Source organism: Phycicoccus sp. CSK15P-2 (genome assembly GCF_016888005.1).
Lineage (GTDB): Bacteria > Actinomycetota > Actinomycetes > Actinomycetales > Dermatophilaceae > Phycicoccus.
Map to the genome: position 1 here is coordinate 105,708 of NZ_JAFDVE010000023.1, position 23,391 is coordinate 129,098.

The window sequence follows — 23,391 nt, forward strand, 5'->3', positions numbered from 1 at the left end:
GCCCCCACTCTGCCGGTTCCGCGGCCCGCTGTGGAGGCCGGAACCTGACAGGACGGGAGTGACATCCGGACAGTGTCCGTCGGTCCGACCGGGAATGCCTCCGACGGCGACCGCCTTGGATCTCTCGTGCCGCGCCCCCGCCACCCGTTCCTCGCCACCCTCGCCCTCATCCTCGGCGGCGTGGCCATCGGGACGACCGAGTTCGTGACCATGGGCCTCCTGCCCCAGATCGCGGACGGCGTGTCGGTCGGGATCCCGGAGGCCGGGCACACGATCTCGGCGTACGCCGCCGGGGTGGTGGTCGGCGCGCCGCTCATCGCAGCGCTGGGAGCAACGCTGCCGCGCAAGGGCCTGCTCCTCGCGCTGATGGTCGCGTTCGTCGTCGGCAACGTGCTGAGCGCCGTCGCGCCGTCGTACGAGACGCTCTTCGGCGCGCGGTTCGTCGCCGGGTTGCCGCACGGGGCGTTCTTCGGTGTGGGGGCGCTCGTCGCGGTCGACCTCGCACCGCCGGGCCGCTCGGGGCGGGCCGTCGGCCGGATGATGCTCGGCCTGCCCATCGCCAACGTGCTGGGCGTGCCGGGTGCGACCTGGCTGGGCCAGCACGCCGGGTGGCGGTCGGCGTACTGGCTGGTCACGGTGCTCGGGCTCGCCACTGTCGCGCTCCTCGCGGCAACCGTCCCGCACCTCCCCGGTGACCGCTCGCGCACGGTGCGTGCCGAGCTCGGGGCGCTGCGGAACCTCCAGGTCGTGCTCACGCTCGCGGTCGGGGCGGTCGGTTTCGGTGGGATGTTCGCGATGTACTCGTACATCGCGCCGACGGTCACCGAGGTCACCGGACTGCCGCAGTCCGCCGTGCCGGTGTTCCTCCTCGTGTTCGGCGCGGCCGGGGTCGTCGGCAACCTCGTCGCGGGGAGGATGGGGGACTGGTCGGTGCTGCGCTCGGTGGTCATCGGGATGGTGGGTGTGGGCGCCTCGCTCGCGGTGTTCGCGCTCGTCGCGCCGTACGCCGTGCCTGCGCTGGTCGTGCTGGCCATGACGTCCTTGTTGACTGCCGTGCTCGTCATCAACCTCCAGCTGCGGCTCATGCAGGTGGCCGGCCCGGCGCAAACCCTCGCCGCAGCCGGCAACCACGCGGCGCTCAACCTCGCGAACGCGCTCGGGGCGTGGCTGGGTGGGGCCGTCATCGCCGCCGGGTTCGGGTACACGGCGCCGTCCTGGGTCGGGGTGGCCCTGGCCGGGCTCGGGCTGGTCGTGCTGGCGGTGTCGGTGCGGGTCCACCAGCGCGACACCGGCCGCACGCTGCACCGCCGAGCGCCCGCCACGCCGTAGCGCGTGCGGAGCGCCCGCCGTGCCGCCCGGGGTGGTGCCCGGACGGCACGGCGAACGGTCAAGCCACCTCGTCCTCGAGGAAGGGGTAGTCGGTGTAGCCCTCGGCGCCGCCGCCGTAGAACGTGGCGGCGTCCGGGTCGTTGAGCGGGGCGCCCTCTCGCCAGCGCCGCGGCAGGTCGGGGTTCGCGAGGAACGGCCGTCCGACGACGACCGCGTCGGCGAGGCCCTCGCGGACCAGGGCCTCGGCGGAGTCCTTCGTCGTCACGGTGCCGAAGCCGTCGTTGAGCAGGAACGGGCCGTCGTGCAGCGCCCGGATGGTGCTCGTGATGTCGGCGTGGGCGTCGGCGAGGACGGAGACGTACGCGATGCCGAGGTCGGCGATCCCGGTCATCAGTGCCGTGTAGGTGGCCGTGGTCTCGGCCGGGTCGTCCTCGATGACGCCCTGGATGTTGTGCGCGGGGGACAGGCGCAGGCCCACCTTGTCGGCGCCGATCTCGGCGGCGACGGCGCGGACGACCTCGACACCGAACCTGGCGCGGGCCTCGGGTGAGCCGCCGTAGCCGTCGGTGCGCCGGTTCGAGGCCGGGGAGAGGAACTGGTGGACGAGGTAGCCGTTGGCACCGTGCACCTCGATGCCGTCGAGGCCCGCGTCCACCGCGTTGCGAGCGGCCGCGACGTGCTCCTGCACGATCGAGGTGATCTCGACCTCGTCGAGCGCGCGGGGCACCGGGTGGGGCTTCGGGCCCTCGGCGGTGAACATGTCGCCGGGGGCCGCTATGGCACTCGGTGCGACGCTCCCGAGGCCGTGCTTGTTGTCGGGGTGCGCGACCCGGCCGACGTGCATGAGCTGGACGACGATGCGGCCGCCGTCGGCGTGGACGGCGTCGGCGACCCGGCGCCAGCCCCGGACCTGCTCGGCGCTGTGGATGCCGGGGGTGTTCAGGTAGCCCTGGCCGACGGCGCTCGGCTGCGTGCCCTCGGTGACGACGAGCGCGGCCGACGCGCGCTGGCGGTAGTACTCGACCTGGAGGTCGGTGGGCACGCCGTTCTCGTCGGCGCGGTTGCGGGTCAGCGGCGCCAGGACGATGCGGTGGGGCAGTTCTCCGAGCGAGGTGGTCAGGGGTGTGAACAGGTCGGTCATGAAAGCCATCCGATCGGTCGGGGTCGAGGGCCGGACGCCGCCGTCCGGGGCCGCGGCAGGGGCACGGCTCGTTGACGCTTCAACAACATTCCTCGCGCAGCATTCCCCAGCGCTCCCGGCCCCCCCGAGCCCCGAAGGGGCCCTCGGACCGGGAGTCGCCGAACGCGGCGGGTGTCAGAACGGAGGCGGGTCGTCGGCGTGAGCGCGGGCGCGGTGCCAGGTGGCGGTGTGGATCGTGACCGGGCTTCCGCGCACCCGACAGGCAGCGAGCCGGTGTTCGAGGTGGTGCTCGAGGGCGCTGTGCTGCGCGTCGGGGAGGGTGGCTCCTGCGGTGACGGACACCGCTCCGCGCGTCACCCCGCGACTCACCTCGTCTGTGCTCACCCCTTCGGCGTTCGGGACATCGGATCTCATTCCCTCGGTGCCGGACCCCGGCAGCACGGCGAGGCTCCGGTGGTCGGGTGGGCGCGTGGTGCGGACCCGACCGGTGGGGTCCGTCCAGGTGAGCGTGGCGTCGAGATGGAGGAGGGCGGACCACCCCTGCAGCTGTTTGACGCGGTGGTGGCGGCGGCACAGGCAGGCGAGGTTGGACGCGGTGGTCGGGCCGGCAGGCCAGGGCCGCACGTGGTCCAGATCGCAGAAGCGTGCGGAGACATGGCAGCCGGGGAAGCGGCAGCGCCCGTCACGGGCCCTGACGAGCGCTGCGAGCCGTCGCCCGGGGCGGTAGGACTCGGTGGCGAGCGCGTCGTCGGTGTCGACGAGCGCTCCGGTGGACGGGTGGTACCGCACGGGGCGCCCGGCCTGTGCGCCGGAGAAGCGGCCGGCCGGGCGTTGCTCGGCGGTGGCCGCCGCCGAAGCCGCCCGGCCGATCCAGGCGCGCGCGACGAGCTGGGGCTCGCTCGACCCCGGAGCGATGACCTCGACGAGGTCGTCGTCCCCGTGGCCTGGGCCGGTGCTGTTCCCGCGAGCCATCTCCACGGCGCCACCCGGATGCGCTTCCCGCGTGCCGGTGCGGCCGGACCGCGTTGCGGTGGTGTCGATGTCGCCGGGCCTTGCAGTGGCATCAGTGGCGACGGGGACGACCTGGGGCTCCGAGCTGTGGTGGGCGGGCGCGAGGCCGGGCTCTGACGAGCTGGTCGCGGGCGTGACCTCGGGGTCCGGGGCGTGGGCTGCGGGCGCGGCGTCGGGCCCCGAGGTGTGGTCGGCGGTGACCACCTGCACCCGGACGTCGACGGTCGCGCTGCCGGTGACGAGGTCGGTGAGCGCCTTGGCCCGAGCACGGTCGATACGCGCACAGGTGCCGTCGGTGGTGTACCGCTGTGCGAGGGCGTCGACGGCGGCCCATGCGGTGCATGCCTCCTCGGCGGGGAAGGTGCCGAACCAGGTGTCGACCCCGGGCTCCTCGACCCACCGTCGCAGCCCCGACTCGGCGCGGGCGCGGACCGCCCGCTGCCGCAGCAGGTCGGGGGAGATGCGGGCGAGCTGCTGCCGGACCCGGCGACGGAGGCGAGGCGCGTCGTCGACCGCGAGATGGCACTCGACGGCACCGACGACGGCGGCGGCGACCGCCGCCGGAACCTCCTCGAGCTCGTGGGCGACCACTCCGGCACGGAAGGCGTCCAGGCGCCCGGCGGCCATCGCGGCGTGCAGGCCGCCCAGCCCGGTCTCGGTGCCGGACCCCTCGGGCCCGTCGGCGGCGAGACGGACCGCCTGACGGACCCTGCGCTCGGCGTGCGCCGCAGTGGCGCCCAGGACCCCGGAGACGATCCCGGGCGCGTCGAGTGCGACGTGTCCGGTGGCGCGGTGGGTCTCGACGACCTCGCCGGTCTCGAGCACCTCGGCCTCGATCGCCGCGAGCCGCACGATGGCGACGTCCTGCGCAGCGGCGACCTCACGACCGAGCGCCTCGAGCTCACCGAGCGCGGCCGCCCACTCCGCACGCGACCCGCGCACGCCACTGACCGGTCCGGCCGACGCGAGTCGCGCACGCGCCTCGCCCGCGGCGTGCAGCACCTCCTGCGGACCGGCCGGTGTCGTCATCGCGTCCCCCTGTCCTCCCACGAGTCTCCCCGAGAATAGAACACGTGTTCGATCATGTCAAGGGCTTGCCCGCTCGGCCACGCCCTCGCGGAGCACGAACAACGGGCGGCGTCACCCTCCGCGGACGGTGAGACACCGCACGACTCCACCCGCCGTTGCGCGACCACCTACCCCGCCGGGTTCTCGTAGGCTGTGGCGCATGGTGCATCCGGTGTCGTGTGTGACCGAAGGCGGGATCGCGCGGGTGCGCCTCGAGCGGCCAGACAAGCTCAACGCGCTCACCCTCGACACGCTGGACGCGCTCGTCGGGACCGCGCGCTCCCTGCGCGCCGACCGCACCCTGCGCGGCGTCGTCCTCAGCGGCGCCGGTGACTCCTTCTGTGCCGGACTCGACTTCGCCACCGTGCTCCGCGACCCGCCACGGGTCGCCCGGGCCTTCGCCCCCCGCCCGTGGCGCGGCACCAACCTCTTCCAGGAGGCCTGCTGGGCCTGGCGCCGGCTGCCCGTCCCCGTCGTCGCCGCGGTCCACGGTCACTGCTACGGCGGTGGACTGCAGATCGCCCTCGCCGCCGACCTGCGGATGACCACGCCGGACGCGCGGTGGTCGGTCCTGGAGGCCAAGTGGGGTCTCGTCCCCGACATGAGCGGTATCCAGGCGCTCTCCCAGCAGGTGCGGATGGACGTCGCCAAGCGGCTGACGATGACCGGTGAGGTCGTCTCCGGCGAGCGTGCCGTCGAGCTCGGTCTCGCGAGCGAGGTGCACGCCGACCCGGCGGCCGCCGCGAGCGCCTTCCTCGACGAGGTCACCACGCGCTCACCGGACTCCGTGGCCGCGACGAAGCGGCTGTTCGAGCGCACGTGGTCCTCCGGTCCACGGCGCACCTTCTCCCGCGAGCGCCTGGAGCAGGCCAGGCTGCTCCGCCGCGGCAACACCCGTACGGCCCGCGAGGCCGCCCTCGAACGACGCGAGCCGAGCTTCGGCCCGAGGGCCCGATGAGCCCCGCGGCCGGGACCACCCGGTACGTCTCGTGCACGCTGTGCGAGGCGATGTGCGGCCTCGAGGCGACGGTCGGCGCGGACGGGAAGGTCCAGACCCTGCGTGGCCACGAGGGCGACCCCCTCTCCCGAGGACACCTCTGTCCCAAGGCGTTCGCGCTGCCGCAGATCCAGGAGGACCCCGACCGGCTCCGCCGTCCGCTCGTCCGCGGCGCCGACGGCGAGCTGCACGAGGCGACCTGGGACGACGCCGTCGCCCGGGCCGTCGACCTCATCGCTGGCGTCCAGGAGGTACACGGCGACGACGCGCTCGCCGTGTACCTCGGCAACCCCAACGTGCACAGCCTCGGTGCACTGACCCACCACCCGACCCTGGTCCGGCTGCTCCGGACCCGGAACCGCTACTCCGCCACGTCGGTCGACCAGCTGCCGCACCATGTCGTCGCCCACGCCCTCTACGGCCACCAGTTCCTCCTGCCGGTGCCGGACGTCGACCGCACCGACCTGCTCGTCCTCGTCGGCCACAACCCGATGGCGTCCAACGGCTCGCTGTGGACCGTGCCGGACTTCCCGCAGCGCCGCCGCGAGCTCGCGGCCCGCGGTGGCCGGCTCGTCGTGCTCGACCCGCGCCGCACCGAGACCGCGGCGGTCGCCGACGAGCACCACTTCGTCCGCCCGGGCACCGACGCGATGGTGCTGCTCGCGCTCGTCCGCGAGGTCGTCGCGCTCGGCCCGCGCCCGGCCGCCTACGTCGACGGCCTGGATGCCGTGCGCGAGGCCGTCGTCCCCTTCACCCCCGAGCTCGCCGAGCGGATGAGCGGGATGTCCGCCACCGCCGTGCGTGCCCTGGCCCGGGCGCTGCTCGAGACACCCTCGGCCGCGGTCCACGGCCGGATGGGCGTCTCGACCCAGGGCTTCGGCGTCGTCTGCCAGTGGGCGGTCCAGACGCTCAACATCCTCACCGGCAACCTCGACGCCCCCGGCGGGACGATGCTCACGACGCCGGCCGTCGACCTCGTCGGCCGGGGCATCCTCGGCCGGGGCGGGTTCTCCCGCCGCCGGACCCGGGTGCGCGGCCTGCCCGGCTTCGGTGGCGAGCTGCCGGTGGCGGCGCTCGCCGAGGAGATGACGACGCCGGGCGACGGGCAGGTGCGCGCGCTGCTGACGATCGCCGGCAACCCGGTCTCCTCGACGCCCGGTGGGGCCCGGCTCGACGCCGCCGTCGCCGGGCTGGACGCCTACGTCGCGGTCGACATGTACCTCAACGAGACCACCCGGCACGCGGACGTCGTCCTGCCGCCCACCGGCCCGCTCGAGCGCGACCACTACGACCTCGTCTTCCACGTGCTGGCGGTCCGGGACACCGCGCGATTCACCCCGGCGCCGTACCCCAAGGACCCGGGCGGCCGGCACGACTGGGAGATCGCCCGCGACCTCGGCCTCGCCTACCTGCGGCGGCGGAGGGCCGGCGGATGGCGCGAACGTGTCACGCGCGCCGGCCTCGAGGTCGAGGCCCGGCTGCGCACCTCGCCGACGACGCAGCTCGACGCCCTCCTGCGCACGGGTGGCGCGGGCCTGTCCGTCAAGAAGCTGCGCGACGCGGGCCCGGGCGGTCTCGAGCTGGGGGCGCTGCGGCCCCGCCTGCCCGGGCGGCTCTTCACCGACGACCGGCGCGTCGACCTCGCCGTGCCGTTCGTCCTCGACGACCTCGAGCGGGTGCTCGCGGCGGCGTCCCGCACCCGGGACCCCGACACCCTCGTGCTCGTCGGCCGCCGGCACCAGCGCGACAACAACTCGTGGCTGCACAACGCCCCCGTCCTGACCACGGGGCGTCCGCGGCACACGTTGCACGCCAACCCCGACGACCTCGCCGTCCGGGGCATCCGGGACGGCGACCGGGTGCGGCTGGCCTCGGCCGCGGGGACGGTCGAGGTCGAGGTCTGCGCCACCGAGGACGTCATGCGCGGCGTCGTCTCACTGCCGCACGGCTACGGCCACGACCGGGACGGGGTGCGCCTCTCGCACGCCACCGGCCTGCCGGGGGCCTCCGTCAACGACGTCACCGACCCGGATGTCGTGGAGGCGGTCTCGGGCAACGCCGTGCTCAACGGGGTCCCCGTCACCATCGAGCCCGCGTACTGACGGGTCTAGGGTCGTGGGCATGGCATCCGGACCCCCTGGCCCACGTCGCGCACTCGTCACCGGCGGCGCCTCCGGTCTCGGCCGGGCCCTCGTCGCGGGGCTCGTCGCCCGGGGCGACCAGGTCCTCGCGGTCGACCTCGCCGACGAGCGGCCGGACACCGTCCCCGAGGGCGCCGAGTACCGCCTGCTCGACGTCCGCAGCCAGCAGGACTGGGACGCCACCCTCGCCTGGCTGCGGGACACCTGGGGCGGCCTGGACCTCCTCGTCAACAACGCCGGTGTCGCGACAGGCGGGCGCATCGACGTCGAGGCGATGGCCGACTGGGAGCGCGTCGTCGACGTCAACCTCCTCGGCCCGGCCCGTGGCTGCCACACGGTCGTCCCCCTGCTCAAGGAGCAGCGCTCCGGCCACATCGTCAACGTCGCCTCGCTCGCCGGGCTGGTCCACGGCCCCGGGATGAGCAGCTACAACGCGACCAAGGCCGGCGTCGTCGCGCTGTCCGAGACGCTCCGCTTCGAGCTCGCGCCGTTCGGCATCGACGTCAGCGTCGTCTGCCCGGCGTTCTTCCGCACGAACCTGCACGAGTCCTTCGCGGGCAAGGACACCGCGATGCAGGAGGCCGGCGTCCGGCTCATCACGGAGGCGAGCGCCGACGCCGACGACATCGCTCGGGTCGTCCTGGACGGCATCGACAAGCGCAGGCCGGTCATCCTCACCGACCGGCTCGGCCGCCGGGCCTACTACGGGAAGCGGTTCGCGCGTCCGCTCTACGAGCGGATGATGGCCGCGCAGGCGAAGCGGCTGGCCGGGCGCTGAGGGTGCCGGCGACTACGACGGCCGAGCGTCCCGCTCGGCACGCAGGGCGAGGTACACCGCACGCACGCCGACGGCCCGCTCGAGCTCGCGGACGACGAGCGAGAAGAACTGGTGGCGGTAGGTGTCGTCGGTGACGGCGCTCACCGTGAAGTAGAGCCCGGAGAACCCGGACAGGAACAGCGAGACCTTGACGAGCTCGGCCGAGACGCTGCGGACGAACGGGACGTGGTGGGTGGTCTCGAGCGTCGTCCACGCCAGCTGGGTCTCCTCGTTCATGATGATCGAGCCGAAGACGAGGAGGAAGACGAACACCCCGGCGACGAGCACGAGCACCTGGACGAGCTGGATCACGAGCAGCGCGATGATGAGGTTCCACCGCTCGAACCCGGTGACCCGGGCGAACGACGCGGGGTCGGCCTCGGGGTCGTCGACGAGCCGGGCGCAGTCGTCCTCCATCGGCGTCCCGGCGCACGCACGACGGAGGAACTCCTCGTCCACGGCGTCGTCGAGCTCGTCGACCTCCTCGGGCAGCCGGACGAGGAGGAAGACGACGCCCGCGCCGAGGAGCAGCAGCATGACGACCCAGTGCGTGGCGAAGGTCAGGCTGGCCGACATCTGCCAGGCCTCGGCGTTGATGAAGAGGAAGCCGACGAAGACGAGCAGCAGCGGGAGGGCGCGGGTGAGGGTCGAGGCGAGCAGCCGCACGCTGCTCACGGTCCGCCGCACCGCGAAGGTGAGGATGGGCCGGGCCCGCAGCGCGGTCGAGACGTAGCCGACGACGGCGAGCACCGCGAGCGACAGCCAGAGCGCCGGCGCCGCGCTCACCTGGTGCGAGACCCAGCCGAGCAGCCCGCCGAGCGCCGCGGCGACGAGCAGGGCCACCCCGATGACCGGAACGAGCCGGCCGGGGCGCATCGCCGCACGCGCCGCCGCCCGCTCGGCGGGGACGAAGTAGGAGAGGCCGTTGGCGAGGAACCACCGCTCGGTCGCCTCGAGCGGGTCGGACGCGGCACGCCGGCGCGGGATGCGCGGGAGGCGCCGGTCCGGGGTGCTCATGGCGGGGAGCCTACGGGTGCCGCCGGGGTGGCCCGGGCCCGGTGAGGGGCAGACTGGCGCGGTGAGCACCTCGCGCGTCGTCGTCCTGAGCCGGCTGCCCGGTACCGCGGTGGAGCGGCTGGACGCCGTCCACGACGTCACCTACCGCGACGAGGACACCCGTCCGTCGCGGGACGACGTGCATTCGCTCGTGGCCGGGGCGGACGCCCTCGTCGTCACGCTCGGCGAGCGGGTCGACGCCGAGCTGCTCGACGCGGCCGGGCCGGGGCTGCGGGTCGTCGCGAACGTGGCCGTCGGCTACGACAACGTCGACGTCGACGCCTGCCGCGAGCGCGGGGTCGTCGTGACGAACACCCCGGGCGTCCTCACCGACGCCACGGCCGACCTCGCCTTCGCGCTCGTGCTCATGGTGACCCGCCGGCTCGGGGAGGCCGAGCGCCTCGTCCGGACCGGACGGCCGTGGGGCTGGGGGATGTTCCAGCTGCTCGGGGTCTCCGTCCAGGGCCGGACGATCGGCATCCTCGGCCCCGGTGCGATCGGGCTCGCCACGGCGCGGCGCGCACGGGCGTTCGGGATGGAGGTCCTGCTCTCCGGGCGCTCCGAGCCGGACCCGACGGCGGTGGCGGAGCTCGGCGCGGAGGTCGTCGGGACGGACGCCCTGCTCGAGCGGTCGGACGTCGTCTCGGTGCACACCCCGCTGACCCCGGCGACCCGTCATCTGGTCGACGCCACCGCCCTGGCCCGGATGAGGGACACCGCGGTCCTCGTCAACACCGCCCGCGGCCCGGTCGTCGACGAGGCGGCGCTCGTCGCGGCCCTCGAGGCGGGCCGGATCGCCGGTGCGGGGCTCGACGTCTACGAGGACGAGCCGCACGTCCACCCGGGGCTGCTCGGCCGCGACGACGTCGTCCTCCTGCCGCACATCGGCTCCGCGACGGTCGAGACCCGGGCGGCGATGGCCGACCTCGCGGCCGACAACGTCCTGGCCGTGCTGGGCGGCGAGGACCCGCTCACGCCGGTGCGCTGAGCCGCTCCTCGGCCAGCCGGGCGCCGACCGCCCGCAGCAGGTCGGCCGCCTCCGCGACGCACCGGCGCGGGTCGGGCTCGAGGTCGGTGAGCGGGTGAGCGGCCGCGAGGCCGAGCCCGGCGACCTCGTCCTCGGTGAGGGTGGTGCGCCCGCACACCGCGACCACCGGCACTCCCGCCGCGGTGGCCCGGCGCACGACCCCCGTGACGGCCTTTCCGCTGGACGTCTGCGCGTCGAGCCAGCCCTCGCCCGTGACGACGAGGTCCGCGCCGTCGAGCAGGGCGTCGAGCCCGACGAGGTCGAGGACGACGTCCACGCCGGAGCGGTGCTCGGCGCCGAGCGCCAGCAGCGCGAAGCCGACCCCTCCCGCGGCACCGGCGCCCGGGGTGCCCACGAGGTCGGGGGCGAGCAGGCCCGCCCAGGTGGCGAGCGAGGCCTCGAGGACGGCGACGTCATCGGGGGTCGCACCCTTCTGCGGCCCGAAGACCGCGGCCGCGCCGTCCGGTCCGAGCAGCGGGGAGCGGACGTCGGCGGCGAGCACGAGCCGGACGCCCCGCAGGCGCGGGTCGAGGCCGGTCAGGTCGGTCGTGGCGGCGCGGCCGAGGTCGCCGCCGCCCTCGGGCACCGCGGCCCCCGAGGGGTCGAGGACGCGGGCGCCGAGCGCGGTGAGCATCCCGGCGCCGCCGTCCGTGCTCGCCGAGCCACCGACGCCGACGACCATGGTCCGGGGGGCGAGGTCGAGCGCGGCTCGGAGCGCCTCGCCGAGCCCGCGGCTCGACGCGGCGAGCGGCCGGGGTGTCCGCCCGGGCAGGCGGCCGAGCCCGCAGGCGTCGGCCAGCTCGAGCACGACGACACCGTCCCGCTCCGCGAGCGTCGTCCGGACCGGCTCTGCCGTCGGGCCGTGGACCGCGGCCGGCACCGCGCGGAACCCCGCGGCGAGCGCGGCGTCGACCGTGCCCTCCCCGCCGTCGGCCACCGGGACGACGTCGACGACGGTGTCCGCCCGGCGGTCGAGGAGACCGCTGCGGACGGCCGCGCCGACCTCGACCGAGGTGAGCGACCCCTTGAAGGAGTCGCTCGCGACGACGACCCGCGGCGGCATCCCAGCAGCCTAGGGCTGCACCTCGTCGGATGGGCTAGCGTGCGCTGCATGAGCGCTCCCGCCGCCGAGGCCGTCGTCGTCGTGGGCGCGGGCCCCGGTGGCCTCGCCGTGGCCGGGGCGCTCGCCATGCGGGGGGTCGACGCCCTCGTCGTCGACCGCGCGGACCACGTCGGGGCCAGCTGGCGGGGCCACTACGACCGCCTGCACCTGCACACCCCGCGAGGCTGGTCCCACCTGCCCGGCTACCGGATCCCGCGGCGCTTCGGCCGATGGGTCGCCCGGGACGACGTCGTGCGGTACCTCGAGGAGTACGCGGCCCACCACCGGCTGCGGCTCCGGCTCGGCACGGGCGTCGCGCGGGTCGACCGCGCCGAGCCGGACGCGCCCGACGACGCGCGCTGGGTCGTCCGGCTCGACGACGGCACGGTGGTCCCCGCCCGGGACGTCGTCGTCGCCACCGGCTACAACCACACGCCCGTGCGACCCGTCTGGCCCGGGCTCGACTCCTTCACCGGGGAGGTCCTGCTCGCCCGCGACTACCGCAACGGCGCCCGATGGGCGGGGCGGCACGTCCTCGTCGTCGGCACCGGCAACACCGGGACCGAGATCGCGACCGACCTCGCCGAGCACGGGGCGGCTCCCGTCCGGCTCGCCGTGCGCACCCCGCCGCACATCCTCGCCCGGACCCGCTTCGGTGTCCCGGCCCAGGCGACCGGCATCGCCGTGCGCCGCCTGCCCCCGCGCCTCGTCGACCGCGTCGCCGGGGTCCTCGCGAAGGTCCAGGAGCCCGACCTCAGCGCACACGGTCTGCCACCGGCCGGTCCCGACCTGTACTCGCGCACCCTCGAGGGGCGGGTTCCGGTGCAGGACGTCGGGATCGTGGCGGCGATCCGGTCCGGCGCGGTGTGTCCCGTCGCCGCGGTGGCGTCGATGGACGGGCCGGCCGTCGTCCTCACGGACGGCACCCGGCTCGAGCCGGACGCCGTCGTCCTCGCGACGGGCTACCGGGCCGGGCTCGAGCCGCTCGTCGGGCACCTCGGGGTGCTCGGGGAGCGCGGGCTCCCCTCGGTGCGCGGGACGTCCCGCCCCGAGGCCGAGCCCGGGTTGTGGTTCACCGGGTTCACCAACCCGATCTCGGGGATGCTGCGCGAGCTGCGCATCGACGCCGAGCGCATCGCGGAGCACCTGACCGCGCGCGCGGGCGGCGCCTGAGAGCCGTCCCGGTTCTACGACGCCGGACCGGCCTCCTCCGGGGCGGGCATCGGGCCGGTGCGCCACAGCTGCGGCTCACGCCGGAGCCACTGTCGCGCGTCCCGGCGGCCGAGGTCGGCGGCGCCGTCGAAGAAGTCCGGGTCGAACATCAGGTACGAGAGGAGCTCGCCCTGCAGGGGGCTGTCGCTGCCCAGCAGACGGTGCACCAGCTGCAGGTCGGGGTCGCCCAGCGTGTGGAGCCACGAGCCGTGGTTGGCCCTGAACACCTCCATGGCGAGCGCCGCGAGCTCCTCACCGCGCTCGGGTGCGACCGCGACGTAGGGCACGGCCCGGTGCCCGGGCCGGCCCTCCTCGTGCCGACGGCGGTCCAGGGCCCGAAGGACGGCCTCGTCGGCGGCGAGGTCGTTGACCTCGGCGAGCCGGCGCAGGTCGTGACGCAGCGGGTCGTCCATCACCGCGCCGAGGAGGGTCGCACCACCGTCACCGATGTCGACGTCCTCGCGATCGCGCTCGGTGTCGGCCGGTGCCGGGTGCAGGCTGCCGGTCCCCACCACCACCAGACGCTCGCCGCCCAGCTCCAGCCCCGGGGCCAGCGGCACCCGCCGTCGGGTTGCGCCGTCGACGTACCAGCCCGCCGCGGACGCCGGCTCCTCGACACGCACCGAGGGAAAGAGTGCCGGGATCGCCGACGAGGCCATCAGGTGCTCGACCCCGAGACGGGTCGGCGCGTAGTGCCGGTGGTGCTCCCGCGGTGGCCGCGGCAGGTCGCCGAAACCCGGGGCGGCCTCGGTGAAGAGCACCACCCGGCCGGTCCGTACCGCGGTGGCGGTGATCGCGACGGCGTCGAGCCGACCGTCCTCGATGTTGCGGTGTACGGCGTCCCAGTCCAGCGCGGTGCGCAGGGTGCGGTGGAGCGGCTGGGTGCCGACGAGGCCGCGCAGCCGGAAGCGGGAGATGCCGAGGGTCTCCGACGCGTACCGCAGCGCCACCGAGGGGCTGTGCCGCCACAGTGGCCGCATCACCCCCCGCTTCGTGGCCTGGCCCAGGACGCCGAGCAGCCGCGCGGTCTGCTCCTCGGCATCGAGGTGGGCCGTGGCCGCGCAGGCTGCCGCCAGCAGCGCGCCCGCACTCGTGCCGACCACCAGGCGCGGCTGCGCACCTGCCTCGGCCAGTCGCGGCAGCAGCACCTCCAGCGCGCCCACCTGGTAGGCGGACCGGGCGCCACCGGCCTCCAGGACGAGGGCGACGCGTTGGGTGGCCGGGTCGGCCGGCACGGGGCGGTCCATCGGACGTGGGACTCTCAGGCCGGGAGGCGCTCGACATCGAGGGTGAAGCCGTGTGCGCGGAGCCGGTGCACGAGCGGCATCCCGATGGCCGCCGCCGGCGTGAGCACGCCCGCGGTGTCCGGGAGCCCGTCGTCGCCCTCGGCGAGCGCGAGCACCGCCTGGCCGAGCATCACCGCCGTGCCCGAGTAGCCCGGGTCGTAGGGCGCGTCGACGACCGCCCGGTACCGCGCGCCGTTCGTCGCCTCCGCCGTGACCTCCATCCGGAACCGTCCGGCCGCCATCGTCTCCTCGTCCGGTCCCTCGCCCGCGGAGGGCAGCACCCGCCCGAGGACCGCGCGGGTCGGTCCGAACGCCAGGCCGGCGACGACCCCCATCAGCGCGGCCGAGACGACTCCGGCCGTGGCGGCGCCGCGGGGACCGGTCCCGTAGTCGGAGTACTCGGCGTACCGGAACCGCGGGCCGTAGCCCAGCAGGGACGCCGAGCGCGCGACGACACGGGTGTTGAACGCCGCCATGAGGAACGGGCCGGTGAAGCGGCCGGTCTCGGGGTCCCGGCGCACCGGCGACAGCGAGGTCACGGTGGCGATGGCGCCCGCGACCCCGCCCGGCCTCGGAGGCCGCGACGACCCGTCCGGACGCTCCGGGCGGCCGCCCTCGGCGAGCGCCCACGGGTCGCCGGCGACCTTCCGGGCACCGGGGTCGGCCCGCATCTCGACGGCCTGCTGCGCCGCGGAGTCGACCGTTCCCCCGCTGAACCCGCCCTTCATCCGCCGCACGGCGAGGCGCGTGGTGCCGAGCTCGGCGCCGTCCTCGCGGGCGGCGTCCGCGCAGAGCAGGACGCCGAGGTCGCTCGGTACGGAGTCGAAGCCGCACGCGTGGACGACCCGTGCCCCGGTGGCCTGCGCCGTGGTGTGGTTCGCCGCGACGCTGCGGTGGACGAAGAGGACCTCGCCGGTCAGGTCGCAGTAGTCGGTGCCCGCACCCGCGCACGCGGCGGCGAGCGCCGTGCCGTACCTGGCGTACGGGCCGACGGTGGTCACGACGACGCGGGTGCGTGCCGCGAGGTCGGTGACGGCCGCGTCGTCGAGGGCGTCGACGACGAGCAGCGGCCACTCGGCGGCCCGGGCGTCGAGCCCGGCACGGACCTCCTCCAGCCGGGACGGCGAGCGGCCGGCGAGGGCGATGCGCAGCCCGGCGGGCGCGTACTCGGCGAGGTGGCGTGCCGTGAGGCGCCCGACGAAACCGGTCGCGCCGAAGAGGACGATGTCGAGGTCGCGGTCGGCCATCCGCCCAACCTACTGTCCCCCCGTCCGCACCGGGAGGGCCGGCGTCAGGCGGACGGGTAGGTGGCGGCGAGCACCGTCGCGTACCGCTCGCGCGCCTCTGCACCCGCGGCCGGGTCGGCGGGGTCGGCGGTCGCCTCGACGGCGACCTCCCAGGTGGGGGCCGACTCCGCACCCGAGACGGCCCACGCGGCCTGCCGTGCGGCACCGACCGCCACGTACTCGCCCGGGGCGGGCACCGCCACCGGGGCGCCGAGGATGTCGGGGGCGACGGCCCGCACCGACCGCGAGGCGGCCGCCCCACCGATGAGCAGCACGCGCTCGACCGGACAGCCGGCGTCCCGCACGGCGTCCACGGCGCTCGCGAGGCCGAGGAGCATGCCCTCGACGACGGCCCGGGCGAGGTTCTCGGGGGTCACGTTGGTCCGGGTGATGCCGTGCACCGACCCGGTGGCGGACGGCAGGTTCGGGGTGCGCTCGCCGTCGAGGAACGGCAGGAGGGTCAGGCCCTCGGCACCGGGCCGTCCGGCCAGGGCGAGGTCGTCGAGGCCGGGGAGGTCGACGCCGAGCATCGTCGCACCCGCGGTGAGCACGCGGGCGGCGTTGAGGGTGCACACGAGCGGGAGGAAGCCGGCCTCGGCGTCGGCGAAGGACTGCACGAAGCCACGCTCGTCGGCGGTCGGGCGGTCGTGCCGCGCGAAGGCGGTGCCACTCGTCCCGAGCGAGACGACGACGTCACCGCGCCGCAGGCCGAGCCCCAGGGCCGCACCCATGTTGTCGCCGGTCCCGGGGGCCACCGCCAGGCCGGAGGAGGTCCGGCCGACGATCTCGGACGGACCCGCCACCCGCGGCACGGCGAGGTCCTTGCCCGCCGCGCGGCGCAGGAGGTCGGGGCGGTACTCCCGCGAGCCGGCGTCGAAGTACCCGGTGCCCGAGGCGTCGCCGGCGTCGGTCGTCCACTCCTCGAACCCTCCGCCGGCGGCGAGGACGCGCCCGGTCAGCCAGTCGTGGGGCAGGACGCAGCGGACCGCGCGGTCCATCGACTCCGGCTCGTGGTCGCGGACCCAACGCAGCTTGGCGGCGGTGATGGCCGCGAGCGGGACGACGCCGACGGACTCGGCCCACGCGCGCGGCCCGTCGAGCTCGCGCACGAGGTCGGCCGCGGCGTCCGCGGATCGGGTGTCGTTCCACAGCAGCGCGGGCCGGACCACCTCGTCGGCGTCGTCGAGGAGGACCATCCCGTGCTGCTGGCCGCCGACGGCGACGGCCGACACGCCGTCGAGCAGACCGCCCTCGGTGGCGGACTCCCACGCGTCCCACCAGTGCGCGGGGTCGACCTCGGTGGCGTCGGGGTGCGTGCCCCGGCCGGTGCGCACGACCTCACCGGACTCCGCGTCGCACACGACGACCTTGCATGACTGGGTCGAGGTGTCGACACCCGCGACGAGCGGACGGTCGGGCATGGGAGCCTCCAGACGATCAGGGTCGGGCCACCGTCATCCTGTCAGGCACGGGCCCACCGGTGGAGCCCGTGCCCGACGGGTCGCGGGTCAGCGGGCCGGGTGCGCCGCCCGCTGCCTCGCCTCGTACCGCCGGTCCGCGGCGTCGATGCTCGCCCGGCTGTCGAGGTCGACGCCGGCGCGCTTCGCCGCCTTCCGGGCGCGGGGGCTGTCGAGGTCCGGAGCCCGGACGAAACGCGGCTCGATCCCGCGGTCGAGCGCGCTGTACTCGCGCAGGTCGGCCGCGAGCTCCCGTTCGCCCGCGGCGGCCTCGCGCATCAGGCTCGGAGTCGCCTGCACCGTCGTTCCGGTGACGTACGGGCTCACCGTCGGCGTGTAGCCGGAGGCGTGACCGGCCTTGTTCGGGTGGAACGACTCGACGATCGTGACGGTCAGCCCGTTGATCCACTCGACGTCGTCGCAGACCGCGTGTCCGAGGAAGCGCGACGTGGGGTCCGCGAACGAGAACCCGGCGTCCGACGCCTGCTCGGCGAGGACCGAGTTCATGAGGTCGGCGGCGGCGTTGATCCGGCTCTCCTCGCTGGGGCTGAACCAGGTGAGCGCGTTGCAGTCCTCGCCGTTGAACAGCCGCGGGTACCCGACGACCGTCACCGTCGCGCGCGGCGCCCGCGCGCGGATCTCGGTGTAGAGCGCCTCGAGCCGGGAGGGCAGCGTGCCGCTGATGAACGCCCGTGCCCGGTCGACCTCTCGGTAGCAGTCGGAGATCCAGGAGGGGAGCGCGCACTCGGTGATGACGTCGGTGAACCCGGCGTCGTTGCCACCCACGGAGATCGTCACGTGGCTCGTGCCCCCGCCCAGCGCGGAGAGCTGACGGTCCCGGACGTCCGCGACGGTGGCCCCCGAGCACGCCCGGAAGGTCAGGGCGTACTGCCGCGACGTCGCGATGAGCGAGGGGTAGGCGTACACCGAGCGCAGGCAGTCGGTGCCGTCGATGATGTAGCTGCGCGTCCCGGTGCCGGACGAGTAGCTGTCGCCGAGGGCGACGTAGGACGGTGGGGCGGCCTGGGCCGGAGCCACCGAGAACACGAGTGCCGTCACCGAGGCGAGGGCTGCGGTGACCAGGGCACGTCGTCGGGCCATGGGTCCTCCTGGGTCGGGATGGATGGTGGCCACAACCTAGGGGGGTATGAACGGATGCGCTCGTCGGCCGGACGGCGGACCCGGCCGGCGCGGACCCCCTCGCCGCGGGACCGGCCGCGTAGCATCGCGCGAATGGCACTGACCGACCTCGGCCGTTGTTCGGCGGCGGCGCGTCACCGGGGGGAGCCCCTCGGCGGCAGCGCCCCCGTCGCGTCCCGCTGGCTCCTCATCGAGCATCCCGGGCCGTGGTCCAAGCAGGCCGCCGAGACCCCGCCCATGGGCGGCCGGGTCGGCGAGGAGATCGAGGCGGTCTGTGCCTCGTTCGGTGGACGCGCGCTCCTCATCCGGCGGCAGGGCCGGGCGGTGGCCGACGCGGGGGGCCGGCAGTGGTTCGCGGTCGACACCGTGCGCGGCACCTGGGTGCGTGGCACCTGGCGGACCGCCGACGACCTCCTCGCCGCGGCCCGCGCCCTCGGCGTCGAGTGCAGCTCGAGCGACGAGGACGCCGAGCCGATGCTTCTCGTCTGCACCCAGGGCACCCGCGACGCGTGCTGCGCCGTCCGCGGCCGCCCCATCGTCGCCAGCCTCGTCCGGACCTGGCCGGACGAGACGTGGGAGTGCACGCACCTCGGCGGTCACCGGTTCTCGGGGACCCTCCTCGCGCTGCCCGAGGGGGTCTGCTACGGCTACCTCGACACCGACACCGCGGCGTCCGTCGTCGCCGACCATCTCGAGGGCCGGGTCACCGGAGGGTTCGTCCGGGGCGTCACCCGCTGGGAGCCCGCGGTCCAGGCCGCCATCGCGCTGGTCCTCGACGAGTACGGGCCGGCCGGTGTCGACGACGCCGTCCCGGGACGGATCGAGGCCCCCCCGGACGGCGAGGGACCCACCCGGGTCGAGATCCTCGGCCGTGACCCGGTGCCGGAGCGCGTCCTCGTCGAGGTGCACGCCGAGCCGCAGGACGACCTCGCGCTCAGCTGCGGCGCCGTACCCAAGCCCAGCGTGGTCCAGCGGGCGGCCGTCGTCCCGTCCGCCTGAGGCCGTCCTCGGGGACACCTGCAGCGGCACGGCCCGCCCCCGGTCGGGACGGGCCGTGCGCGGTGGCGGTGGTCAGTAGGTCGAGACCGTCACGCCGTAGTAGTTCGCCGCGTCGACGACCGGCTGGTAGAAGCTGTAGTAACCGGTGGCGTTGTAGCCCTGGTTGTAGCCACAGCTGGAGTTCACCGGCCCGCCCGAGGTCATGCCCTGGGCGTAGTTGTTCGTGCCGATGTAGGCGCCGCCGGAGTCGCCGCCCATGACGCAGACCGACGACCGGGCGAGGCCGCTCACGGTCGTGCCGCCCTGGTAGTAGACGGTGACGTTGTAGGCCTGGATCTGGCCGCAGGTCCACCCCGTCCTCTCGCCCGCCTTGCAGATGTTCGAGCCGACGGCGTTCTTGCTCGTGCCGTAGACGGGGACGTAGCCGTTCAGGCCACCGCGGGTGTCGACGAGCGGACGGCCGGTGTCCTCGGCGTCGATGTCCATGAGACCCATGTCCACGCTGTTCGACGACCCGGTCTGGAAGCGGCTGGCCGTGCCCCGGCCGATGTGCGTGCCGTTGCCGTCGAGGACGTCGGGCCGCGACTCGACGCAGTGGCCGGCGGTGAGGAGCACGTTGTTGCCGCCCTGCATGCCCGGGAAGCCGAGCGAGCAGTAGCCGCCGGGCGAGAGGTCCATGATCCGGCCCGGAAAGACGTCGACCTGCGTGGTGAGCTCGTCGCCCGTCTCGACGACGACGCCGTCGATCGCCTCCAGGGCTTCGGTGAGCGCCGGGTCCGCGTCCTCGGTGACGGTGGCGACGACGCGCTGACCCGCGAGGTCCGGGGTGAGCGAGACGAGGGAGCCGGCGTCGGGGGCGTCCTCGGAGGCCTTCTGCACGGTCTTGGACAGCGCGTCGAGCTCCTTCTGACCCTTGCCCTGCTTGGCGACGAGACCCTTGGCCTCGACGGACCGCTTGGCGGCGGCCGAGTCGACGAGGACGACGAGCCGCTCGCCCTCGAAGTAGGCGCCGTCGGTGGCGACCCCGGCCTCGGTGAGGGCGTCGTAGGTCTCCTGGCGGTCCTGCTGTCGCTCGAGCTTCTTCTTCGCCTGCGCGAGGCTGATGCCGTCACGTTCGGCGACGAAGCCGGCGACGACGTTGTCCGGTGAGGGGATGTCCGGCCCGGTGGGGGCGGCACCCGCAGCGGTGGCAGCGGCCGCGATGACAGCGCTCGTGGCGATGCCGACGGCCATGATGCGGTGCGTCGTGAGCATGTGTCTCCTTCAGGGGGGTCCACGCCGGGCCCCTGCGGCGCCGGCGGCGCGCCGGACTGTTCGTGCGGCGTCCTTCGACCCTTCTGCCCTCCCGGCCCCGGCTCAACAGCAGCGGGCGGAAAAGACGGAAAAATGACACGAGTTTTGCCGGACACGCCCCCTGGCTTACCTCGAGGAAAGCGCTCTCTTGCCTCGCCCTTACCTCAGGGGACGACGGTCGTCGTGAGCTCGGTACCCGGCTCGCACGCGCGGTCGGGGTCGGGCTGCCGGGTGTCGATCCGCCCGCCGTTGATGATCGAGACGTCGTCGTACGAGGGCCGTCCCTCGATGACGTCGTGCAGGGTGTAGCGGGTCAGCGACGACAGCCGGCAGTCCGTGCCGAAGGTGAGGATGTCGAAGGCGGACGGCTGGCCGCGCAGCTCCTCGCCGTCCTCGTCCGCGAGGAAGTGCGTCAGTGGGCCACCTCCGGTGAACGTGCCCACCTGGATGCGGTTCCCCTCGAGGTCGGAGGCGTGCATGTGCCCGTTGAGCCGGACGCCCGCCGACACGTTCTCGAGCCCCCACGGCTCGTGGCTGACGACGACGTCGGGGGCCTCGCGGTCGGCGAAGGCCTCCTCGAAGTCCGCTCGTGCCGGCTGCTGCGCCTCGCGGGTACCGGTGCCGGAGTCCCCGAACCATCGGGGGTCGTTGAAGCCCGCGATCGTCACGCCGCCCATCGCGACCTCGCGGTACTCGCCCTCCGGGGACTCGAGGAGGACGACGTTCGGCACCTGGGCGAGCCGGTCGAGCACCGCGGTGTCGTCCTCTCCGGCGGCGTCGTGGTTGCCCTTGACGAAGACGTACGGCACACCGACCGACTCGATTCCGGAGAAGATGTCCGCCGCGTCGCCCTCGGGGACCGTGCCGAAGTTGAGGAGGTCGCCGCCGTCGACGACGAGGTCGATGCTCTGCTGCTCGACGATCGTGCGCATCAGGGGGTACTGGTTGCCGCCGTGGATGTCGCTGACGAAGAGCACCCGCAGGGCGGGGTCGGCCTCGAGCGCGCCGGCCGCGTACTTCTGCTGGAGCGCGGTGGACAGCGCGAGCAGGTTGCGCAGGTACGGCGCCACCTGGGTCGCCCGGGTCTCCACGTCGCCGAGCAGCCCCTGGTTCTGCTGCAGGGTGCCGAGCACCTCGGTGGCGCCGAACGAGCCGAGCCGGGACGGCTGGTACGTCGTGTAGATGGACGCGGTCGTGCCGAGGCTCGAGGCCAGCCAGGCGGTGACCCCGGCCCCTACGAGCCAGCGCGGGGGGAGCCGGTGCCGGGCGAGCGACCACGCTCCGAGGACGACGAGCAGGAGGACGAGGGCCCCGAACGCGAAGCGGCCCATGACCCGGGTGCCGACGTCCCGGATGGCGGCGTTGAGCTCCGTGGGGTCCGGCTGCAGGCTCGCGAGGCTGGCGCCCGGGCGGGACAGGACGTCGGTGATACTCGACTTCACCTGCGGGACGGCGCGGATGCCGGGCGCGACACCGGCGAAGGAGACCTCGACGTCACCGAAGGTCGTCTCGGCGACGAGGTCACCCGCGAGCCGGGGGTCGGCGTCCAGGGCGACGGTGGCCTGGTACGTCCGCGTGTGGGCCGTCACGGGTGCGACGGTGGTCGCGGCGAGCCCGGCGACGGTGCAGGCGCCGGTGAGCAGCAGTCCGGCGAGGACGTGCCGCAGGCGCCGGGACCCGATCCGGTGGCCCGCGCTCCACCAGACACCGACCGCCGTGACGAACGGCCAGAGCACGGTGAGCGCGGCGACGACCCGCTCGTGCAGCCCGAACGCACCACCGGAGACGCCGGTGGCGAGCGAGGCGACGGCGAGCGCGAGGACGACCGCGGCCGTCCTCGCGACCCGCGGGGTGAGCACGGGGGTGGCGGCGCCCGGACGTGCCGCGAACGCGGGCCACACCGCGAGCAGCGCGAACGCGAGGGTCGCGAGGACGACGTGCGGGGCCGAGGTCTCCCCCCGGCCGGGCAGCGGGACGAGGGCCACCCCGACCGTCGCGACGCCGCCGGCGGCGAGCACGGCGCGGCCGACGCGGTGCGCCGATCCCAGGGCGTAGGCGGTGACGCAGTGGGCGAGGCCGGTGACGACCAGCCCGGTGGTCATCACCCAGCGGTGCGGGGTGGCGAGCGAGGCCAGGGCGCTGATCGACTCGCTGCGCGCGTCGAAGCCGCCGATGAGGTTCTGGGCCCACGTCCAGCCGCCGACGAGCGCGACCACCGCGGTCGTCGCGCTGACGACCGCGGTGCGCAGTGCGCCGGCGGGGCGGGCCATGCGGCCACGATAGGTGCGCATCCCGGGCCTGCGCGGGCGGCCCCCGAGATCGGCCCTAGGGTGACGACCATGTCGCCGACCCACTCTCCCGCACCCTCCCACCGGGTCTTCCGGGCCGTCCTGCTCGACCTCGACGGCACGCTCGTCGACTCCACCCCGGCGGTCGAGCGCTCGTGGGTGCGCTGGTGCGAGGAGTTCGGTGTCGAGCCCGAGCGCCTGGCGAGGCAGCACGGCGTCCCGGCCCGGCAGATCATCGGCTCGGTGCTCCCCGGACAGCGGTTCGGGGAGGCGCTGGCCCGCATCCACGACCTCGAGGTGGCCGACACCGACGGGGTGGTCCCGCTGCCCGGAGCGGTCGAGCTGCTCGACACCCTCGCCGGGGCCGGCGTGCCGACCGCCGTCGTCACGAGCTGTGACGACGTCCTCGCCGACGTCCGGATCCGCGCGGCCGGGCTGCCCCGGCCGGAGCTCGTCGTGACGGCCTCGGACGTCGCGCACGGCAAGCCATTCCCGGACCCGTGGCTGGTGGGGGCCGAGCGTCTCGGCGTCGACCCCGCCGACTGTCTCGTCGTCGAGGACGCCGTGGCCGGGCTGCAGGCGGCGCGGGACGCCGGATGCGGTGGGCGGGTCGCCCTGCTGTCCACGACCCCGCGGGAGGCGCTCGAGCCCCTCGCGGACCTCGTCGTCACCGACGTCGCGGAGCTCCTGGGCCGGATGTCGGCCGCTGACGGCGTGGTCCGTCTCGAGGGCTGAGGCCGC

The 23,391-nt window shown here is 74.9% G+C and carries 18 protein-coding genes; 8 read left to right on the plus strand and 10 right to left on the minus strand.

What is annotated here, in order from left to right; translation table 11 throughout:
* Window positions 1–126: 126 nt before the first annotated feature.
* Window positions 127–1,329, plus strand: coding sequence for an MFS transporter (locus tag JQN72_RS14020; protein WP_204135741.1), 1,203 nt, complete (start codon window positions 127–129; stop codon window positions 1,327–1,329).
* Window positions 1,330–1,387: 58 nt separating this feature from the next.
* Here the strand turns inward: JQN72_RS14020 and JQN72_RS14025 are convergent, their stop codons facing one another.
* Together JQN72_RS14025 and JQN72_RS14030 are read right to left on the minus strand one after the other, a co-directional pair.
* On the minus strand, window positions 1,388–2,470 hold the full coding sequence (locus JQN72_RS14025; protein ID WP_204135742.1) for an alkene reductase: 1,083 nt from the start codon (window positions 2,468–2,470) through the stop codon (window positions 1,388–1,390).
* A 174-nt stretch (window positions 2,471–2,644) separates the two neighbouring features.
* Window positions 2,645–4,510: an HNH endonuclease signature motif containing protein gene (locus JQN72_RS14030; protein ID WP_204135743.1), complete on the minus strand. Its 1,866-nt coding sequence runs from the start codon at window positions 4,508–4,510 to the stop codon at window positions 2,645–2,647.
* 220 nt (window positions 4,511–4,730) lie between these two features.
* Here JQN72_RS14030 and JQN72_RS14035 point away from each other — a divergent pair, with 220 nt between their 5' ends.
* Genes JQN72_RS14035 through JQN72_RS14045 form a run of 3 tightly spaced genes read left to right on the plus strand, consistent with a single transcriptional unit; the run spans window position 4,731 to window position 8,465 of the window.
* Window positions 4,731–5,507, plus strand: a complete 777-nt coding sequence (locus JQN72_RS14035; RefSeq protein WP_307812695.1) for a crotonase/enoyl-CoA hydratase family protein — start codon at window positions 4,731–4,733, stop codon at window positions 5,505–5,507.
* Window positions 5,504–7,648, plus strand: coding sequence for a molybdopterin-dependent oxidoreductase (locus JQN72_RS14040; protein WP_204135745.1), 2,145 nt, complete (start codon window positions 5,504–5,506; stop codon window positions 7,646–7,648). Before JQN72_RS14035 ends, JQN72_RS14040 begins: the two co-directional genes overlap by 4 nt.
* Window positions 7,649–7,667: 19 nt before the next feature.
* A complete protein-coding gene (locus JQN72_RS14045; protein ID WP_204135746.1) occupies window positions 7,668–8,465 on the plus strand; it encodes an SDR family NAD(P)-dependent oxidoreductase in 798 nt (265 codons plus the stop codon).
* Between the two features lie 12 nt (window positions 8,466–8,477).
* Here JQN72_RS14045 and JQN72_RS14050 read toward each other — a convergent pair whose 3' ends face one another.
* Window positions 8,478–9,521: a hypothetical protein gene (locus JQN72_RS14050; protein ID WP_204135747.1), complete on the minus strand. Its 1,044-nt coding sequence runs from the start codon at window positions 9,519–9,521 to the stop codon at window positions 8,478–8,480.
* 61 nt (window positions 9,522–9,582) lie between these two features.
* On the opposite strand from JQN72_RS14050, the gene JQN72_RS14055 reads away from it, so the two are divergent.
* Window positions 9,583–10,548 (plus strand): D-glycerate dehydrogenase, encoded by a 966-nt coding sequence (locus JQN72_RS14055; protein WP_307812697.1) that lies wholly within the window; start codon window positions 9,583–9,585, stop codon window positions 10,546–10,548.
* On the opposite strand, the gene JQN72_RS14060 is transcribed toward JQN72_RS14055, so the two are convergent.
* Entirely contained in the window at window positions 10,532–11,650 is a 1,119-nt protein-coding gene (locus JQN72_RS14060; protein ID WP_204135749.1) for a glycerate kinase, read from the minus strand. The genes JQN72_RS14055 and JQN72_RS14060 overlap by 17 nt on opposite strands.
* Before the next feature lie 48 nt (window positions 11,651–11,698).
* Between JQN72_RS14060 and JQN72_RS14065 the strand changes: the two genes are divergently transcribed.
* Window positions 11,699–12,862: an NAD(P)/FAD-dependent oxidoreductase gene (locus JQN72_RS14065; protein ID WP_204135750.1), complete on the plus strand. Its 1,164-nt coding sequence runs from the start codon at window positions 11,699–11,701 to the stop codon at window positions 12,860–12,862.
* A gap of 14 nt (window positions 12,863–12,876) precedes the next feature.
* On the opposite strand, the gene JQN72_RS14070 is transcribed toward JQN72_RS14065, so the two are convergent.
* The 4 genes from JQN72_RS14070 to JQN72_RS14085 form a co-directional block, all read right to left on the minus strand.
* Window positions 12,877–14,148, minus strand: a complete 1,272-nt coding sequence (locus tag JQN72_RS14070) for a patatin-like phospholipase family protein (RefSeq protein ID WP_204135751.1) — start codon at window positions 14,146–14,148, stop codon at window positions 12,877–12,879.
* A gap of 14 nt (window positions 14,149–14,162) precedes the next feature.
* Window positions 14,163–15,434, minus strand: coding sequence for a trans-acting enoyl reductase family protein (locus JQN72_RS14075; RefSeq protein WP_204135752.1), 1,272 nt, complete (start codon window positions 15,432–15,434; stop codon window positions 14,163–14,165).
* Between the two features lie 44 nt (window positions 15,435–15,478).
* Window positions 15,479–16,894: a xylulokinase gene (gene xylB, locus JQN72_RS14080; RefSeq protein WP_204135753.1), complete on the minus strand. Its 1,416-nt coding sequence runs from the start codon at window positions 16,892–16,894 to the stop codon at window positions 15,479–15,481.
* 87 nt (window positions 16,895–16,981) lie between these two features.
* Complete coding sequence (locus JQN72_RS14085; RefSeq protein WP_204135754.1) at window positions 16,982–18,031, minus strand: SGNH/GDSL hydrolase family protein; 1,050 nt, start codon at window positions 18,029–18,031, stop codon at window positions 16,982–16,984.
* 132 nt (window positions 18,032–18,163) lie between these two features.
* On the opposite strand from JQN72_RS14085, the gene JQN72_RS14090 reads away from it, so the two are divergent.
* Window positions 18,164–19,069, plus strand: coding sequence for a sucrase ferredoxin (locus JQN72_RS14090; protein ID WP_204135755.1), 906 nt, complete (start codon window positions 18,164–18,166; stop codon window positions 19,067–19,069).
* A 72-nt stretch (window positions 19,070–19,141) separates the two neighbouring features.
* Here JQN72_RS14090 and JQN72_RS14095 read toward each other — a convergent pair whose 3' ends face one another.
* Together JQN72_RS14095 and JQN72_RS14100 are read right to left on the minus strand one after the other, a co-directional pair.
* Window positions 19,142–20,323: a S1 family peptidase gene (locus JQN72_RS14095; RefSeq protein ID WP_239100648.1), complete on the minus strand. Its 1,182-nt coding sequence runs from the start codon at window positions 20,321–20,323 to the stop codon at window positions 19,142–19,144.
* Window positions 20,324–20,526: 203 nt separating this feature from the next.
* On the minus strand, window positions 20,527–22,632 hold the full coding sequence (locus JQN72_RS14100) for a DUF998 domain-containing protein (RefSeq protein WP_204135756.1): 2,106 nt from the start codon (window positions 22,630–22,632) through the stop codon (window positions 20,527–20,529).
* 69 nt (window positions 22,633–22,701) lie between these two features.
* Between JQN72_RS14100 and JQN72_RS14105 the strand changes: the two genes are divergently transcribed.
* Window positions 22,702–23,385 (plus strand): HAD family phosphatase, encoded by a 684-nt coding sequence (locus tag JQN72_RS14105; RefSeq protein WP_204135757.1) that lies wholly within the window; start codon window positions 22,702–22,704, stop codon window positions 23,383–23,385.
* The last annotated feature ends 6 nt before the right edge of the window (window positions 23,386–23,391 follow it).

Coding starts and splice junctions, on each gene's coding strand:
- JQN72_RS14075 (WP_204135752.1), bottom strand. CDS start 15,434: ATGGCCGACCGCGACCTCGACATCGTCCTCTTCGGCGCGACCGGTTTC.
- JQN72_RS14105 (WP_204135757.1), top strand. CDS start 22,702: ATGTCGCCGACCCACTCTCCCGCACCCTCCCACCGGGTCTTCCGGGCC.
- JQN72_RS14085 (WP_204135754.1), bottom strand. CDS start 18,031: ATGGCCCGACGACGTGCCCTGGTCACCGCAGCCCTCGCCTCGGTGACG.
- JQN72_RS14040 (WP_204135745.1), top strand. CDS start 5,504: ATGAGCCCCGCGGCCGGGACCACCCGGTACGTCTCGTGCACGCTGTGC.
- JQN72_RS14070 (WP_204135751.1), bottom strand. CDS start 14,148: ATGGACCGCCCCGTGCCGGCCGACCCGGCCACCCAACGCGTCGCCCTC.
- JQN72_RS14050 (WP_204135747.1), bottom strand. CDS start 9,521: ATGAGCACCCCGGACCGGCGCCTCCCGCGCATCCCGCGCCGGCGTGCC.
- JQN72_RS14095 (WP_239100648.1), bottom strand. CDS start 20,323: ATGCTCACGACGCACCGCATCATGGCCGTCGGCATCGCCACGAGCGCT.
- xylB (WP_204135753.1), bottom strand. CDS start 16,894: ATGCCCGACCGTCCGCTCGTCGCGGGTGTCGACACCTCGACCCAGTCA.
- JQN72_RS14090 (WP_204135755.1), top strand. CDS start 18,164: ATGGCACTGACCGACCTCGGCCGTTGTTCGGCGGCGGCGCGTCACCGG.
- JQN72_RS14045 (WP_204135746.1), top strand. CDS start 7,668: ATGGCATCCGGACCCCCTGGCCCACGTCGCGCACTCGTCACCGGCGGC.
- JQN72_RS14030 (WP_204135743.1), bottom strand. CDS start 4,510: ATGACGACACCGGCCGGTCCGCAGGAGGTGCTGCACGCCGCGGGCGAG.
- JQN72_RS14100 (WP_204135756.1), bottom strand. CDS start 22,632: ATGGCCCGCCCCGCCGGCGCACTGCGCACCGCGGTCGTCAGCGCGACG.
- JQN72_RS14060 (WP_204135749.1), bottom strand. CDS start 11,650: ATGCCGCCGCGGGTCGTCGTCGCGAGCGACTCCTTCAAGGGGTCGCTC.
- JQN72_RS14025 (WP_204135742.1), bottom strand. CDS start 2,470: ATGACCGACCTGTTCACACCCCTGACCACCTCGCTCGGAGAACTGCCC.
- JQN72_RS14065 (WP_204135750.1), top strand. CDS start 11,699: ATGAGCGCTCCCGCCGCCGAGGCCGTCGTCGTCGTGGGCGCGGGCCCC.